The sequence below is a fragment of the Micromonospora sp. NPDC049102 genome (genome assembly GCF_043197485.1).
Taxonomy (GTDB): domain Bacteria; phylum Actinomycetota; class Actinomycetes; order Mycobacteriales; family Micromonosporaceae; genus Micromonospora.
The window spans coordinates 44,224-59,947 of record NZ_JBICTE010000011.1 but is presented as its reverse complement, the minus strand read 5'-3'; the positions used below and the strand labels follow the sequence as shown (position 1 = coordinate 59,947).

General features: G+C 73.4%; 13 protein-coding genes. 10 read left to right on the top strand and 3 right to left on the bottom strand.

All coding sequences use genetic code 11. The features are described 5' to 3' along the window. Positions 1 to 76 precede the first annotated feature (76 nt). From metK to ACGFH9_RS13905, 3 genes are all read left to right on the top strand, one after another. Positions 77 to 1,270: a methionine adenosyltransferase gene (gene metK / locus ACGFH9_RS13915; RefSeq protein ID WP_355624166.1), complete on the top strand. Its 1,194-nt coding sequence runs from the start codon at positions 77 to 79 to the stop codon at positions 1,268 to 1,270. Beyond that, positions 1,267 to 3,249: a primosomal protein N' gene (locus tag ACGFH9_RS13910; protein ID WP_393218685.1), complete on the top strand. Its 1,983-nt coding sequence runs from the start codon at positions 1,267 to 1,269 to the stop codon at positions 3,247 to 3,249. Before metK ends, ACGFH9_RS13910 begins: the two co-directional genes overlap by 4 nt. A gap of 158 nt (positions 3,250 to 3,407) precedes the next feature. Next, positions 3,408 to 4,391 carry an AAA family ATPase gene (locus ACGFH9_RS13905; RefSeq protein ID WP_393218466.1) on the top strand — a complete coding sequence of 328 codons (984 nt, stop codon included), beginning with the start codon at positions 3,408 to 3,410 and terminating at the stop codon, positions 4,389 to 4,391. A 173-nt stretch (positions 4,392 to 4,564) separates the two neighbouring features. Here ACGFH9_RS13905 and ACGFH9_RS13900 read toward each other — a convergent pair whose 3' ends face one another. Continuing rightward, positions 4,565 to 5,845 (bottom strand): hypothetical protein, encoded by a 1,281-nt coding sequence (locus ACGFH9_RS13900; protein WP_393218463.1) that lies wholly within the window; start codon positions 5,843 to 5,845, stop codon positions 4,565 to 4,567. Between the two features lie 264 nt (positions 5,846 to 6,109). On the opposite strand from ACGFH9_RS13900, the gene ACGFH9_RS13895 reads away from it, so the two are divergent. The 5 genes from ACGFH9_RS13895 to ACGFH9_RS13875 are packed head-to-tail and all read left to right on the top strand — an operon-like array spanning position 6,110 to position 11,634. Continuing rightward, positions 6,110 to 7,936: an NB-ARC domain-containing protein gene (locus ACGFH9_RS13895; protein WP_393218461.1), complete on the top strand. Its 1,827-nt coding sequence runs from the start codon at positions 6,110 to 6,112 to the stop codon at positions 7,934 to 7,936. After that, the gene (locus ACGFH9_RS13890; protein WP_393218459.1) at positions 7,851 to 8,666 is read left to right on the top strand and encodes a tetratricopeptide repeat protein; all 816 of its coding nucleotides are present in this window, start codon (positions 7,851 to 7,853) and stop codon (positions 8,664 to 8,666) included. Before ACGFH9_RS13895 ends, ACGFH9_RS13890 begins: the two co-directional genes overlap by 86 nt. Positions 8,667 to 8,711: 45 nt before the next feature. Continuing rightward, positions 8,712 to 9,269 (top strand): peptide deformylase, encoded by a 558-nt coding sequence (gene def, locus ACGFH9_RS13885; protein WP_355243190.1) that lies wholly within the window; start codon positions 8,712 to 8,714, stop codon positions 9,267 to 9,269. Positions 9,270 to 9,274: 5 nt separating this feature from the next. Next, the gene (gene fmt / locus ACGFH9_RS13880; RefSeq protein WP_393218456.1) at positions 9,275 to 10,201 is read left to right on the top strand and encodes a methionyl-tRNA formyltransferase; all 927 of its coding nucleotides are present in this window, start codon (positions 9,275 to 9,277) and stop codon (positions 10,199 to 10,201) included. Next, on the top strand, positions 10,192 to 11,634 hold the full coding sequence (locus ACGFH9_RS13875; protein ID WP_393218682.1) for an RsmB/NOP family class I SAM-dependent RNA methyltransferase: 1,443 nt from the start codon (positions 10,192 to 10,194) through the stop codon (positions 11,632 to 11,634). The genes fmt and ACGFH9_RS13875 overlap by 10 nt, the downstream gene beginning before the upstream one ends. A gap of 52 nt (positions 11,635 to 11,686) precedes the next feature. Here ACGFH9_RS13875 and ACGFH9_RS13870 read toward each other — a convergent pair whose 3' ends face one another. Further along, a complete protein-coding gene (locus ACGFH9_RS13870; protein ID WP_355243199.1) occupies positions 11,687 to 12,577 on the bottom strand; it encodes a septum formation family protein in 891 nt (296 codons plus the stop codon). 84 nt (positions 12,578 to 12,661) lie between these two features. Then, entirely contained in the window at positions 12,662 to 13,552 is an 891-nt protein-coding gene (locus ACGFH9_RS13865) for a septum formation family protein (RefSeq protein WP_393218453.1), read from the bottom strand. 254 nt (positions 13,553 to 13,806) lie between these two features. On the opposite strand from ACGFH9_RS13865, the gene rpe reads away from it, so the two are divergent. Next, positions 13,807 to 14,487, top strand: coding sequence for a ribulose-phosphate 3-epimerase (rpe, locus tag ACGFH9_RS13860; protein WP_393218451.1), 681 nt, complete (start codon positions 13,807 to 13,809; stop codon positions 14,485 to 14,487). After that, positions 14,417 to 15,445: a response regulator gene (locus ACGFH9_RS13855; RefSeq protein WP_393218448.1), complete on the top strand. Its 1,029-nt coding sequence runs from the start codon at positions 14,417 to 14,419 to the stop codon at positions 15,443 to 15,445. The genes rpe and ACGFH9_RS13855 overlap by 71 nt, the downstream gene beginning before the upstream one ends. The last annotated feature ends 279 nt before the right edge of the window (positions 15,446 to 15,724 follow it).

Genomic DNA, 15,724 nt, shown 5'->3' with positions numbered 1-15,724 from the left:
AGGCGCGACCGATCCCGACACCGGCCGCAGCGGTGACTAGACTGCCGCGGAACGACATCACACGCTTAGGAGTGCCGTGACACGCCGCCTTTTCACGTCCGAATCGGTCACGGAAGGCCACCCGGACAAGATCGCCGACCAGATCAGCGACGGCATCCTCGATGCGCTGCTCGCCGAGGACCCGCACAGCCGGGTCGCGGTCGAGACCATGATCACCACCGGACAGGTGCACATCGCCGGCGAGGTCACCACCAAGGCGTACGCCGACATCCCCACCATCGTCCGCCGGACCATCCTCGACATCGGCTACGACTCGTCGAAGAAGGGTTTCGACGGCGCCTCCTGCGGGGTCAGCGTCTCGATCGGCGCGCAGTCCGAGGACATCGCGCAGGGCGTCGACAACGCCTTCGAGCTGCGCACCGGCGCGTCGGAGAGCGCGTTGGACGCGCAGGGCGCCGGCGACCAGGGCATGATGTTCGGCTTCGCCTGCTCCGAGACGCCGGAGCTGATGCCGCTGCCGATCGCCCTGGCCCACCGGCTGGCCCGCCGGCTCGCCGCGGTCCGCAAGGACGGCACGATTCCCTACCTGCGCCCGGACGGCAAGACCCAGGTCACCATCGAGTACGAAGGGCTGCGCCCGGTCCGTCTGAACACGGTGGTGGTCTCCAGCCAGCACGCCGCGGACATCTCGCTGGAGTCGCTGCTCACCCCCGACGTCCGTGACTCCGTGATCGCCCCGGAGCTGGAGAGCCTCGGTCTGGACACCGACGGCTACCGGCTGCTGGTCAACCCGACCGGCCGGTTCGAGATCGGTGGCCCGATGGGCGACGCCGGTCTGACCGGCCGCAAGATCATCGTTGACACCTACGGCGGGTACGCCCGGCACGGTGGCGGCGCGTTCTCCGGCAAGGACCCGTCCAAGGTGGACCGCTCGGCCGCGTACGCGATGCGGTGGGTGGCCAAGAACGTGGTCGCCGCCGGCCTGGCCGAGCGCTGCGAGGCGCAGGTCGCCTACGCCATCGGCAAGGCGCACCCGGTGAGCCTGTTCATCGAGACGTTCGGCACCGAGACCGTGCCGGTCGCCTCGATCGAGAGCGCCGTCTCCGAGGTGTTCGACCTGCGGCCGGCCGCGATCATCCGGGACCTCAACCTGCTCCGCCCGATCTACCAGCAGACCGCCGCGTACGGCCACTTCGGCCGGGAGCTGCCGGACCTGACCTGGGAGAGCACCGACCGGGCCGCCGACCTCAAGTCGGCTGCGGGAGCCTGACCGCCACCAGGCCCAGCGACCGGCGACCCGCGGACGGGTCGCCGGTCGCTCGCGTCTGCGTGGACGTGCCGCTGGCCCACCTGGACCGCCCGTTCGACTACCTGGTGCCGGCCGAGCTGGACGACGTGGCGGTGCCCGGCACCCGGGTCAAGGTCCGCTTCGCGGGGCAGGTGGTCGACGGCTGGCTGCTGTCCCGTGCGGACGACTCCGGGCACACCGGTCGGCTCGCCTACCTGGAGAAGGTCGTCTCGCCCGAGCCCGTGCTGACGCCCGAGGTCGCCGGCCTGGCCCGCGCGGTCGCCGACCGGTACGCGGGCAACCTCGCCGATGTCCTCCGGCTCGCCGTGCCACCCCGGCACGCCCGCGTCGAGAAGGAGCCCCACGACGAGCAGCCCACGCCGGCGGACGTCGCCACGCCGGGGGAGCCCGTCGACCCGCGCGGCTGGCGGGACTATCCGGCCGGGCCGGCACTGCTGCGGGCGCTCACCGAGGGTCGGCCGGCCCGCGCGGTCTGGTCCGCGCTGCCCGGTGAGGACTGGGCCGCCCGCTATGCCGACGCGGTCGCCGCCACCGTGGCCGGTGGGCGCGGCGCCGTGGTCGTGGTGCCCGACGCGCGTGACCTCGACCGTCTCGACGCGGCGCTGACCGCCGTGCTGGGACCGGGGCGGCACGTCAGTCTCTCCGCCGCCCTCGGGCCGGCCCGGCGCTACCGGGCGTTCCTCGCCGCCCGGCGGGGACAGGTGCCCGTGGTCGTCGGTACCCGGGCGGCGATGTTCGCCCCGGTGCGTCGGCTCGGTCTCGTCGCCGTCTGGGACGACGGGGACGACCTGCACTCAGAACCCCGCGCCCCCTATCCGCACGCCCGTGACGTCCTGCTCACCCGGGCGCAGCTCGGCGAGACCGCCGCGCTTGTCGGCGGGTACGCGCGTACGGCCGAGGCGCAGTTGCTGCTGGAGACCGGCTGGGCGCGTGAGGTGGTCGCCGACCGGGCGACGGTGCGGGCCCGGATCGCGACCATCGCACCGACCGGCGACGACCCGCAGCTCGCCCGTGACCCCGGTGCGGCCACCGCCCGGCTGCCCAGCCTGGCCTGGACGGCCGCCCGCGACGCGCTCCGGGCGGACCTGCCGGTGCTCGTGCAGGTGCCCCGCCGTGGCTACCTGCCCTCGGTCTCCTGCGCCGACTGCCGTACCCCGGCCCGTTGCGCGCACTGCGCCGGCCCGCTCGCCCTGCCGTCGGCGGGCGGTACCCCCGCGTGCCGCTGGTGCGCCCGGGTCGCCGCCGCGTACGCCTGCCCGCAGTGCGGCGGCCGGCGGTTGCGGGCGGCGGTGACCGGCGCCCGGCGTACCGCCGAGGAGCTGGGCCGGGCCTTCCCCGACGTGCCGGTGCGGACCTCGGGACGGGAGGAGGTCCTGACCGACGTGCCTGGCACGGCGGCCCTGGTCGTCGCCACCCCCGGGGCCGAGCCGGTCGCCGCGGGCGGCTACGGCGCGGTGCTGCTGCTCGACTCGTGGGCCCTGCTGACCCGGGCCGACCTGCGCGCCGGCGAGGAGGCGCTGCGCCGCTGGCTGGCCGCGGCCGCCCTGGCCCGCCCGGCGCCGGCCGGCCGCGTGGTCGTCGTCGCCGACGGCGCGCTCGCCCCGGTGCAGGCGCTGCTGCGCTGGGACGCCGCCTGGTTCGCCGGCCGGGAGTTGGCCGAGCGCCGCGAGCTGGGCTTCCCACCGGCCGTACGCATGGCGAGCGTCACCGGCCCGGCCGAGGCGGTGGCCGACCTGCTCGACGCGGCGCGGCTGCCCGCCGACGCCGAGGTGCTCGGGCCGGTGCCGGCCGACGAGGGGCGCGAGCGGATGCTCCTGCGGGTGCCCCGGGCGCGGGCCGCCGCGCTCGCCGAGGCCCTGCACTCGGCCGCCGGGCTGCGCGCCGCCCGCAAGGCCACCGACCCGGTTCGTCTCCAGGTCGATCCGCTGAGCCTGTTCTGACCGTTTCGCGGGAGCTGCCGACGGGCACGAACCCCGGTGCGGGGGCCGGTCCCCGCACACCGCGTCCGGCAAAGCGCTGGCGACGAGGTGGTAGCATCGCCCGTCATGCTCGGGCTGTCGATGATGTCAGGAAGCCGGTTATCAGGGGTGGACCAGTCGTGACCGTTCGACAATCGATCGTCTTCAACGGCGACCTCGGCAGCGGCAAGAGCACGGTGTCGGTGGAGATCGCCAAGCGGCTCGGTATGCGCCGGGTCAGCGTGGGTGATCTCTATCGGGAGATGGCGCAGCAGCGGCAGATGACCGCCCTGCAACTCAACCTGCACGCCGAGCTGGACCAGGCCGTCGACGGGTACGTCGACCAGCTCCAGCGCGACATCGCCGCCTCCGGCGAGCACCTGATCATGGATTCGCGGCTGGCCTGGCACTTCTTCACCGACGCGCTCAAGGTGCACATGATCACCGAGCCGGGTGAGGCGGCCCGCCGGGTGCTGGCCCGCCCGTCCGGCCCGGCGGAGAGCTACGGCTCGCACGAGGAGGCCAAGGCCAAGCTCCGCGAGCGCAGCGCGAGCGAGCGGAACCGGTTCATCCTCCGCTACGGGGTGGACAAGGCGCGGTTGCGCAACTACGACCTGATCTGTGACACCACCCGGGCCTCCGCCGCCGAGGTGGTCGAGCACATCGTCGCCGCGTACGAGGGCACGCTCGGCGCCGACGTGCTGCGCGACGGTCCGCCGCTGCTGCTGCTGGACCCGGCCCGGGTCTATCCGACCGAGGACATCGCCACCCTGCGTGGTCTCTGGGACAGCGAGTTCGTCGGCGACGTGGCCCAAGCCGGCGACGAGTCGTTGGAACCGCTCAAGATCGGCTTCACGGGGGAGTACTTCTTCGTCGTCGACGGTCACCGGCGGCTCAGCGCCGCCCTGCAGAACGGCTTCTCCCTGGTGCCGGCCCAGCTGGTCGCCGAGGTCGACGAGCCGGTGGTCGGCGGGATGAGCGCCGTGGACTACTTCGCCGCCCAGGTGCGGCCGGGCCTGGTCTACGACTGGGAAGCGGCCCACAAGATCCACATGCCGCTGCCGGAGCCGGCGCTGCTCCGCGGCGACGCCGTGCTCGCCGCGGACACCGGCGTCGGCGCCTGAACGCCCGCCAGGGCGGACTTGATGAGGAGCGGTATGCCTCAGAGGAATGATCATTCCTCTGAGGCATACCGCTCCTCGCCACATCAGCAGGGCGGCCAGCCGTGTGCCGGGCCGACGCACGTGTTGCGCGCCGGCCCGACTGTCAGCCTGATTGCCCCTTCACTCGGAAGGTGTCAGCCCAGGACGACTCCGGAGGCACCGACGCCGGCCATGCCGGAGAAGATGTCCTCGTAGTAGAACCGCCGGGCGCACACCCGTCCGGCGTTGACGTATCCGGTGCACGCCGTCGTCGTGTTGGTGTCGTCGATGGCGGTGTTGGTGCCGGTCGCCCACACCTGGAGGGTGTTCGCCGCGTTCACGATCTCCACCGGGCCGCCGCTGTCACCCTGGCCGACGCCGTTGGTGTGGGTGGTGTTCTCGGCCTGGACCTGCCCGCAGACCGTGCCGAAGTCCCGCACGTTGATGCACAGGTTGCGGGCCTTGACCTGGATCGAACACCGGGTGCCGGAGTACGCGCCCGAGCTGCACACCCAGTTGCCGACCTGGCTGGCCTGCGCGCCGATCACCTGGTTGCTGAACTCGCTGACCACCGCGCCGGCCGCGTCGGTGCTGTTGTTGAAGACCCGGCCGCCGCCGCTGCCCGAGATGAGCAGGGTGTCGCTGCTGGCGTTGCGGCTGATGACGGTGCCGATGGTCTGCCCGGTCGGGTCGGCCGCCACGACGTTGAGGTTGGCGCAGTGCGCGGCGGAGAGCACCCGCGACACCCCGCCCGCAAAGACGCCGAAGCCGTTCGAGCAGCCGCCACCGGTGGAGGTGTTGCGCCACGCGGCGCCACCCCACCAGGGCGGACTGTCGTCCCACCGGGTGGCGGGAGCGGCGGCGACGCTGGTCTGCACGGTCACCGGGACACCGGCGAGAGCCGTCGCCCCGAGCAGCCCGCTCTGCGTACCCACGAGCAGGCCCGCGCCGTCGGCGCGCGGCCCCACGGTGGTGATCTTGTCGCCGGCCTTGGCCCGCAGCTTGTCGGCCGCGACCATCAGCTCCCGCTGCGAGTACGCGGCGGGCAGCACCGTCGTGGCGACGGTGGCCCGGGCGTTGGCCACCAGGCGGGCCGGCGCCTCGCCCTTCCAGTAGACCTGGAGGTGACGGGTGGTGGGATCGGCGACGACACCGGCGAAGCCGGAGTTCGCGCTGCGCTGCGCGGCGTTGGTGATCTGGGCGGCGGCGGTGTTCATCCGCTGCTGCAACTGCAGCAGCTCCGACCAGGAGGCGAAGCCGCCGGGCACCGCGGTGCTGTCGACGAACGATCCGGTGGTGGTGGCCTTGCCCTTCGGCGCGGCGGTGGCCGACGTGGCGGTCACGCCCGTGACGAGCAGCGTGAGGCCGCAGGCGGCCACGGCGGTGCGACGCAGCATCGACGCGGACCGTCGGGCGTTCGGGTGTGGACGGATCATCTGTACCCCTTCCCCAGGGTTCGTGGCGCGGGCCGAACCCGCACCAGGGACGGTGGCACGCGACGTCCGATCCGTACGGCGATCCTGGACGGGACTGGACACGGTCGGACACCGGTGGACGCCGGTGGACTCGTGCGACCGGGAAAGGTCTGATGTGGAACTGCCAGACATCGGCGATCTCCTATCTGAGCGCCGGTGGCCGCAACTAGCCTGCCCGTGTCGGCATCCGGGGCGGCCGGGTGACCGGGAGGGGGTGGGGGCCGCATGTCCGACCAGTGGGTTGCTCCCGGCGTTCGTCCCAGGCCGCAGGAGTCGCCCGAGGCGTGCGAGGTGGCGCGCCGCGCCGTCGCGGCGCAGACCCTGCCGGACCTGGCCGCACTGCTGCGCCAACTGCGTCGCCGCGAAGCACGGCAGCAGGGCGAGACCCGGCTGACGTACCGGCAGTTGGCGGCCAAGACGGGCTGGTCACGCGGCATCATCGGGGAGTACTTCGCCGGCAACGTCCTGCCCCCGCCGGAGCGGTTCGACGCGCTCATCCGACTGCTCGGTGCGAGTCCCACCGAGCAGGGTGTGCTGGCCACCGCACGGGACCGGATCGAGGAGCACCGTCGACGCCCGACCCGGGACCAGGCGGCCAGCGCGCCGGCGGGCGTCGGGGCCGTACGCGCCAGGGGCGGTGACGCACGGGTCGCCTCGACGCCGAACCGTCTCCCCGTACCCCGTCAACTGCCGCCGGCGCTGCCCGGATTCGTCGGACGTACCGCCCAACTCGCCCAGCTCGACGCCGCCTGCGCCGCCGCGGGCACCTCCGGTGACGGCGGCCTGGCGCCCGCCACGGTGGTGACGCTGTCCGGCACGGCCGGGGTCGGCAAGACCACCCTGGCGGTGCACTGGGCGCACCGGGTCGCCGATCGGTTCCCGGACGGGCAGCTCTACGTCGACCTGCGCGGATTCGACTCCACCGGGACGGTCGTGACGGCTGCCGAGGGGGTCCGGGGCTTTCTCGAAGCCCTCGAGGTGCCGCCCGAACGGATTCCCACCCACCTGAGCGCGCAGGTGGGTCTCTACCGCAGCCTGCTCGCCAAACGCCGGATGCTGGTGCTGCTCGACAACGCCCGCGACGCCGAGCAGGTCCGGCCGCTCCTGGCCGGCAGTCCGACCTGTCTGGTCCTGGTCACCAGCCGCAACCGGCTGGCCGGCCTGGTCGCCGCCGAGGGCGCCCGGCCGGTCGGCGTGGAGCTGCTCAGCGCCGCCGAGGCGTGGCAGTTGCTGGCCCGCCGGCTCGGCGCGGACCGCCTGACCTCCCAACCGCAGGCCGTGGACGAGATCATCGAGCGGTGCGCACGGTTGCCGCTGGCGCTGGCGGTGCTCGCCGCGCGGGGGGCGGCGAAACCCGGGTTCGCCCTGTCCAGCCTGGCCGCGGAGCTGCGGGGAGCGCTCCGTCCGCTGGACTCGTTCGACGCCGGTGACGCCAGCACCGACGTACAGGCCGTCTTCTCCTGGTCGTACCAGAGCCTCACGCCCGCGGCCGCGCGGCTGTTCCGGTTGTTCGGCTGCCACCCGGGCCCGGACATCGGTGTGGCGGCGGCGGCCAGCCTCGCCGGGCTGCCCCGGGAGCAGGCGCCCCGGCTGCTGGCGGAACTGGCTCACGCACACCTCGTCACCGAGCACGCCCCCGGGCGCTTCGGCGCGCACGACCTGCTCCGGGCGTACGCCGCACAGCAGGTCGAACGATGCGAACCGGCGCGGACCCGGCGGGACGCGATCCGGCGCGGACTGGACCACTACCTGCACACCGCCCACGCGGCCGCGCTGCTGTTGCAGCCGGGCCGGGATCCGGTCACCCTGGCCCCGGCCCCACCCGGTGTGGTGCCCGAGGAGATCACCGACCACGGTCAGGCGCTCGCCTGGTTCACGGTCGAGTACCCGGTGCTCCTGGCGGCGGTCGCGCACGCCAACCGCGTCGGGTTCGACGGCCACGCCTGGCAGCTGGCGTGGACGCTGTGTGGACTTCCTGCAACGGCGAGGGCGGTGGCCGGACCTCGCCGCCGCCCAGCGGACCGCCCTGGCCGGTGCCCGGCGGGCGGGTGACCGACTCGGGCAGGCGAACGCCCACCGCGACCTCGCCCGGGTGCTGTCGCGGCTGGGCCGGGTGGACGAGGCGGCGAGCAACTACCGGCACGCCCTGGAGATCTTCGGGGCGTTGGGTGACCACACCGGGCAGGCGCGCACCCACCGGGCGTTCGGCGCGATGTTCGACGGTCTCGGCCGGCACGCCGAGGCGTTGGAGCACGGCCAGCGGGCGCTGGCGCTGTACCGCGACGCCGGCCACCTGGCCGGTGAGGCGAGCGCCCGCAACGCGGTCGGTTGGGCGCACGCCCAGCTCGGCCAGTACGCCCCGGCGCTCGCGCACTGCGGGCAGGCGTTGGAGTTGCTGCGCCGCACCGGCGACCGGCACGGCGAGGCGAACACCTGGGACAGCCTCGGCTTCGTCCACGCGCGGCTGGGTGACCACCGGGAGGCGATCCGCTGTTACGGCCGGGCGCTGCGGCTGTACCGGCGGATCAGCGACCGCTACGACGAGGCGGACACCCTGTCCCGGCTCGGCGAGAGCCGGCAGGCAGCGGGGGACGCGGTCGGCGCGGCGCGGACCTGGCAGCGTTCCCTGCGCATCCTCGACGACCTCGGCCATCCCCACGGCGAGCGGGTCCGGGCCCTGCTGGCCCGGACCGCGGTTTCCGGAGCCGGCTCGGTGACGCTGGGCACACCGCCGGTGGTCGATCGAGGTACGCCGGCCGGCGCGCTGCCGGGCACTCCGTAGACTGGTACGGCACCGCTCGCCCGTCCGACGAAGGAGCCGTCCCGCGTGACCGTCCAGCCCATCCGTCTGTTTGGGGATCCGGTGCTGCGCACGCCGGCCGATCCGGTGGTCAACTTCGACGCCGAGCTACGTCGCCTCGTCGCCGACCTCACCGACACGATGCGTGAGCAGAACGGCGCCGGTCTGGCCGCGCCGCAGCTCGGCGTGAGTCTGCGGGTGTTCACCTTCGACGTCGACGACGTGCTCGGGCACCTGATCAACCCCGTGCTGGAGTTCCCCGACGAGGAGGAACAGGACGGCCCGGAGGGCTGCCTGTCGATCCCCGGGCTCTACTTCGACACCAAGCGTCGGCAGAACGTCGTCGCCAAGGGCTTCAGCTCGTTCGGCGACCCGATGCAGATCGTCGGCAGCGGTCTGATGGCGCGCTGCGTGCAGCACGAGACCGACCACCTCGACGGGGTGCTCTTCCTGGACCGACTGGACGCACAGGGGCGCAAGGAGGCCATGAAGGCGATCCGCCAGGCCGAGTGGTACGACGGTTCGGCCCCGCCCACGGTCAAGCTGAGCCCGCACATCAGCGACCCCTTCGGTCTGGGGCGCTGACCCGGATGCGCGTGATCTTCGCCGGCACCCCGGCGGTGGCCGTACCGGCCCTGGCCGCCGTCGCGGCCTCCCAGCACGAACTGGTCGCCGTCGTCACCCGACCCGACGCGCCCGCCGGACGGGGGAGGGGCCTGTCCCGGTCCCCGGTCGGCACGTGGGCCGACGAACACGGCGTGGAGGTGCTGACGCCGGCCCGGCCCCGTGACCCGGAGTTCCTCGACCGGCTGCGCGAGCTCTCGCCGGACTGCGTGCCGGTGGTGGCCTACGGCGCGCTGGTGCCGCCGTCCGCGCTGGAGATCCCTCGCCACGGCTGGATCAATCTGCACTTCTCGCTATTGCCGGCCTGGCGGGGCGCGGCGCCCGTGCAGCACGCCGTCCTGCACGGCGACGAGCTGACCGGAGCCAGCGTCTTCCAACTGGAGCAGGGCCTGGACACCGGGCCCGTCTACGGCATCCTGACCGACGAGATCCGCCCCGGCGACACGTCCGGCGACCTGCTGGAACGGCTCGCCGACGCCGGCGCGGGGCTGCTGGTGGCGGTGCTCGACGCCATCGCCGACGGCACCGCCCGCGCGGAGCCGCAGCCCGCCGACGGGGTGACTCTGGCGCCGAAGCTGACGGTGGAGGACGCCCGGGTCCGCTGGAGTGACCCGGGCTTCGCGGTGGACCGGCGGATCCGTGCCTGCACCCCGGCCCCCGGCGCGTGGACGACCTTCCGCGACGAGCGGGTGAAGCTCGGTCCGGTCGTCCCGGTGCCCGACGGCCCCGAGCTGAAGCCGGGGGAGTTGCTGGTGGAGAAGACGCGGGTGCTGGCCGGCACGGCGACCGTGCCGGTGCGACTCGGCGAGGTCCGCGCCGCGGGCAAGCGGGCCATGGGCGCGACCGACTGGGCGCGCGGCGTCCGGGTGGGCACTGGAGAGGAATTCGCGTGACGGCACCGGAGGGGACCCGCCCGACGCGCTCCGGCTCGTGGGCCGATCGGGGCGGGGATCGTCGACCGGTCCGCCCACCGATGGACCGACCGCGCCGCGCCGCGTACGAGGCGGTGGCGGCGGTGCACCGCGACGACGCGTTCGCCAACCTGGTGCTGCCCATCATCCTGCGCGAGGAGGGGTTGTACGGCCGCGACGCCGCCTTCGCCACCGAGCTGACCTACGGCACGCTGCGCCACCTGGGCACGCTGGACGCGATCCTCAGCGACGCGTCCGGCCGGGACGTGGCCCGGATCGACCCGCCGGCGCGCGACGCGTTGCGGATCGGCGCGTACCAGTTGCTGCACACGCGGGTGCCCCCGCACGCCGCCGTGTCGTCGACCGTGGACCTGGTCCGCTCGGTCGCTCCGGGTGCCGCCGGGTTCGCCAACGCGGTGCTGCGCGAGGTGTCGACCCGCGACATCGACGCGTGGGTGGCCAAGCTCGCCCCGCCCATGGAGACCGACCCGGTCGGGCACCTCGCGCTGGCGTACAGCCACCCGCAGTGGATCGTGCGGGCGTTCTCCGAGGCGCTCGGCGGTGACCTCGGTGAGACGGCCCGACTCCTGATCGAGGACAACGAGCGCCCCCCGGTGCATCTGTGTGCCCGGCCCGGCCTGATCGACCCGGTCGAGTTGGCCGACGAGGTCGGCGGAGCGCCCGGTGCCTTCTCGCCGTACGCCGTCTATCTGCCCGGCGGGTCGCCGGGCGACATCCCGGCGGTGGTCGACGGCCGTGCCCACGTGCAGGACGAGGGCTCCCAGCTGGTGGCCACCGCGCTCGCCGACGCGCCGCTGGACGGCCCGGACGGACGCTGGCTGGACCTCTGCGCCGGCCCCGGCGGCAAGGCCGGACTGCTCGGCGCGCTGGCCGCTCAGCGGGGCGCCCGCCTGACCGCCGTGGAGGTGGCCGAGCACCGGGCCCGGCTGGTCTCCCTGGCGACCCGGGACCTGCCGGTGACCGTGCTGACGATGGACGGCCGTGAGGTCGGCGGCGACCCGAAGCTGCCGGAGGGCCACTTCGACCGGGTGCTGGTGGACGCGCCGTGCACCGGGCTGGGCTCGCTGCGTCGCCGGCCCGAGTCGCGCTGGCGTCGCCAGCCGTCGGACCTGCCGCCGTTGACCCGGTTGCAGCGCGAGCTGCTGGGCGCGGCGCTGCGGGCGGTCCGGCCGGGCGGACTGGTCGCGTACGTCACCTGTTCGCCGCACACCGTGGAGACGCACGTGACGGTCACCGAGGCGGCCCGTCGCAGCGGCGCCACGGTGGACTTCGTCGACGCCCGGCCGCTGCTGCCCGCCGGTATGCCCGGACTGGGTGACGGCCCGACGGTGCAGCTGTGGCCACACCGGCACGGCACCGACGCGATGTTCCTCGCCGTCCTGCGCAAGGGCTGACACGACGACGCCCCCGGCCCGGGACGGGGCCGGGGGCGGTACGACGGACGGGTCAGGTGACCGGGAGACCCTTGTTGCCGGCGTTGCGCATGGAGCGGGTCAGGTTCCGGTCGCTGATCCACAGGAAGCACTGCACGCCGCGGTTGCCGTTCTTCCACTCCTGCTCGTACGGCTGGTAGTAGATCGTCCCGGCGCGAAAGTCGAGCTTGGAGTCGTCCGGCACCTTGGCGTACTTGGCGGTGACCGACTGGCACGCTTGGTGGGTGCGCTTGGTGGTGCGGTTGAATTCCGCGTAGCTGATGTCGGGGGCCTGCCAGATCCCGACGAACTCGGCGTGGTGCTTCGCGGTGCAGGACACCGCGACCATCTCCTCGATCTTGTCCTTGACCAGCTTCGGGTTGAAGCAGCGGTACGCCAGCGGCGCCGCGCCGCTCAGCGCGCCCCGCAGGCTGCCGGTGCGCAGGTCGACGGCGGTGTCGTCGATGCTGGCGATCTCGGTGACGTCACAGCGGTACCAGCGGGCGCCGCCGGCCCAGGCGGGCGCGGACGGCAGCACGACGGTCAGTCCGAGGCGTCCGGAGCGCCAGTCGCCGCCGACCGCCTTGGTGACCTCCTTGTCGCAGCCGGACTGGGCGGCCCGCATGCCCTCCGAGCCCGGAGGCGGGGTCGTGCCGCGCTCCGCCCCGGGGCCGGTGAGCGTGCCGACGTGGACGGTCTCCACCCGGTGCGCCTCACTGCACTCCATCGGGTTGTAGCCGCTGAGGAAGCCGACCTGCTGGGAGGAGTGGTGGCAGACACCCGCGGCGGGGACGAACTGCTGCGCCGCCACCGGCGCCGGCCAGTCGTCGACGAGGTTCCGGTCGACTCCGGCGGGCGCGCCACAGCCGCTGAGCGCCAGCGCCACCGCCGCGCTCCCGGCAACCGCCGTCAACCACCGTCGCATCGTTCGACCTCCCGCCGCTGGTGACCTCCGGCCGGCCCCAGCCGGCCGGTAGCGCCACGGCGCAGCAGCATACGGCACCATGGCTCAGATGGCGGGCAGTCCCTCGGGGCCGGCGCCGCGCATCGAACGGGTGAGTTCGCGATCGTCGCTCCACAGGAAACAGCGCACCCCGCGGTCGCCCTCCTCCCACTCCCGCTGCGACGGTGGGTAGTAGATGGACCCGGCCCGGTACGGCAGCTCGCTGTTGTTGGGCACTGCCACGTACGCGGCGATCAAGGCCATGCAGCGCCGGTGGGCCTGCTCGCCCGCGCGGGAGAAGGCCGCCCAGTTCATGTCCTTCTCCTCGTAGACGCCGACGAACTCGGCGCGGTGCGGCTCGGTGCAGAGGACCGGGGCCATGTAGTTGAGGTTGTCGCCGATGAGCTTGGGATCGAAGCAGCGGTGTGTCAGCGGGCTGTCGCCGATCAACGCGCCGCGCAGGCTGCCGACCCGGTTCACCGGCCGGGTGTTGTCGATGCTGTCGGTCTCGCTGAGGTCGCAACGGAACCACCGTGCGCCTCCGGTCCAGGCCGGTGCCGTGGGCAGCGAGAGGGTCAGGGTGAGCCGCGCCGCGTGCCAGTCGCCGCCGAGCACCTCCCGGGCCCGCTGGTCGCACTCGGAGCGGGCCGCGCGCAACGCGGTCGTGCCGGGGCCCGGCCGAGCCCCGGCGCGCGCCGCCGGGCCGGTGAACGTGCCGACGTGGATCGCCTCGGCGAGGTGGCTGCGGGCGCAGTCCACGGTCTCGTACGTGCTGGCCTGCACGACCGAGGTGATCCGGGGCAGGCAGGTGTCGGTGGCCGGGGTGAAGGGTCGTGGAACCCGCAGCTCCGGCCAGTCGTCGGTGAGATCACCGTCCGCGCCCCGCGCCGGCGCGCAGCCGGACAGCAGCATCGTCGTGACGCCGACCAGCGCCAGCGCTGCAAGCCACCGTCGCATCGTCCGCCCTCCCGGGAGCTGGCGACCGGTCGCCGCGCCCCGCGGCGCGACCCCGGCGGGCGTGGAGCCTACGGCACCGTCCCGCTTGGAGTGTCGCCGCGTTTGGGTCGATCGGCCAGCCACTGATGTCTGTTCGTCCGGAATCGATGGCCCGGACCGGCTCATTCTGTACTACTGGTAACTGCTGGATCACAGCGTGTCGGAGTTGGTGCCGTGCTGCGGGCGGCGGGTGGCCGCGTTCGTACACTGGCCCCGTGACCGTACCGCCGCCGATCGTCGCGCCGAGCATCCTGGCCGCCGATTTCGCTCACCTCGCCGAAGAGGTCCGTGCCGTCGAGGACGCCGCGGACTGGTTGCACGTGGACGTGATGGACAACCATTTCGTGCCCAACCTGACCATCGGACTGCCCGTGGTGCAGAGCCTGCGGGCTGCCACCACGATGCCGTTCGACGTGCACCTGATGATCTCCGACCCGCGCCGCTGGGCGCCCGGGTACGCCGACGCCGGGGCGTACAACGTCACCTTCCACGCGGAGGCGGCCGACGACCCGGTGGCCCTGGCCAAGGACCTGCGCTCGGCCGGCGCGAAGGCCGGACTGGCCATCGACCGGGACACCCCGATCGAGCCGTACCTGGACCTGCTGCCCAGCTTCGACACCCTGCTGATCATGACGATCAAGGCGGGCTTCGGCGGTCAGCGGTTCATCCCGCAACTGCTAAACAAGGTCCGCGCCGCCCGCCGGCACGTGAACGCCGGGCACCTGGAGCTGCGCATCGAGGTGGACGGGGGGATCGCCGCCGACACCATCGAGCAGGCGGCCGCCGCCGGTGCCGACGCGTTCGTGGCCGGGACCGCCGTCTACGGTGCCGCCGACCCGGCGGAGGCGGTCCGGCACCTGCGGGCACTGGCGGAACGCGCGGCGCCCGAGGCCTGAGGTGGAGCCCGAGGTCGATCGCAAGGACGTGATCCTCGTCGTGGACGACGACGAGGACATCGCCCGGTTCGTCGAGTTCAACCTGCGGTTGCACGGCTTCGAGGTGATCCACGCCAGCGACGGTCAGGAGGCGCTGGAGGTCATCGAGCGGCAACGGCCGGACCTCGCGGTGGTCGACCTTATGATGCCCCGTGTCGACGGTCTGGAACTGACCCGGCGGCTGCGTGCCGACCCGATGACCTCCGCCCTGCCGGTGATCATGTTGACCGCCAAGGGAATGACCGTGGACAAGGTCCACGGGCTCAGCGCGGGCGCGGACGACTACCTGGTCAAGCCCTTCGACACCGCCGAGTTGGTGGCCCGGGTCTCCTCGACGCTGCGGCGCAACAAGGAGTTCCGGGAGGTCTCCCCGCTCACCGGACTGCCCGGCAACAGCCGCATCCGTCGGGAGATCAGCGACCGGGTCCGCCAGGGGGTCGACTACGCGGTCGGCTACATCGACATCGACCGGTTCAAGAGCGTCAACGACCGGTACGGCTTCGTCCGGGGCGACGACTTCATCTCCGCGCTGGCCCGCAGCCTGCACCGTGCGGTGGTGGCGGTGGGTCTGCCGCCGGCCTTCCTCGGCCACGTCGGCGGCGACGACTTCGTGATCGTCTGCGCACCCGACCAGGTCCGCCCGCTCACCTCCCGGGCGGTGGTCGACTTCGAGAAGTCCGCCGACACGCTCTACGACCCGACCGACCGCGAGCGCGGATTCGTCGAGTTGAAGGACCGCCGCGGCAACATCCGCCGGGCGGCCCTGGTCACGCTCTCGATCGGCGTCTCCCTGTCCGACGCCGGCAAGCGCTTCACCGACCCGCTCGAGGCCATCGCGGTGGCCTCGGAGATGAAGACGGTCGCCAAGAGCCAGCCGGGGTCGTACGTCGCCGTGGACCGGCGGCGCGGTGTCCCCTGAGGCGTGATCCCGCTGTGAAGTAGCTCGCCTCGATAACGACACACCGGGTTCGGCGTGTAAGACTGCGAAGTACCCACCACGCGCTGGCGGGACTCGGTGAAATTCCGAACCGGCGGTGATCCACGGTCAGACCGTGGTCAGCCCGCGACCCGGACGGCTTCGGCCGCACGGTGGACCTGGTGAGAATCCGGGGCCGACGGTTGGGAGCGGTTGGTCCGCGCCCAGACAGTCCGGATGGGAGACAGCGCGCGGGACGGACGGGTCCGAGCCGGCCGCTGG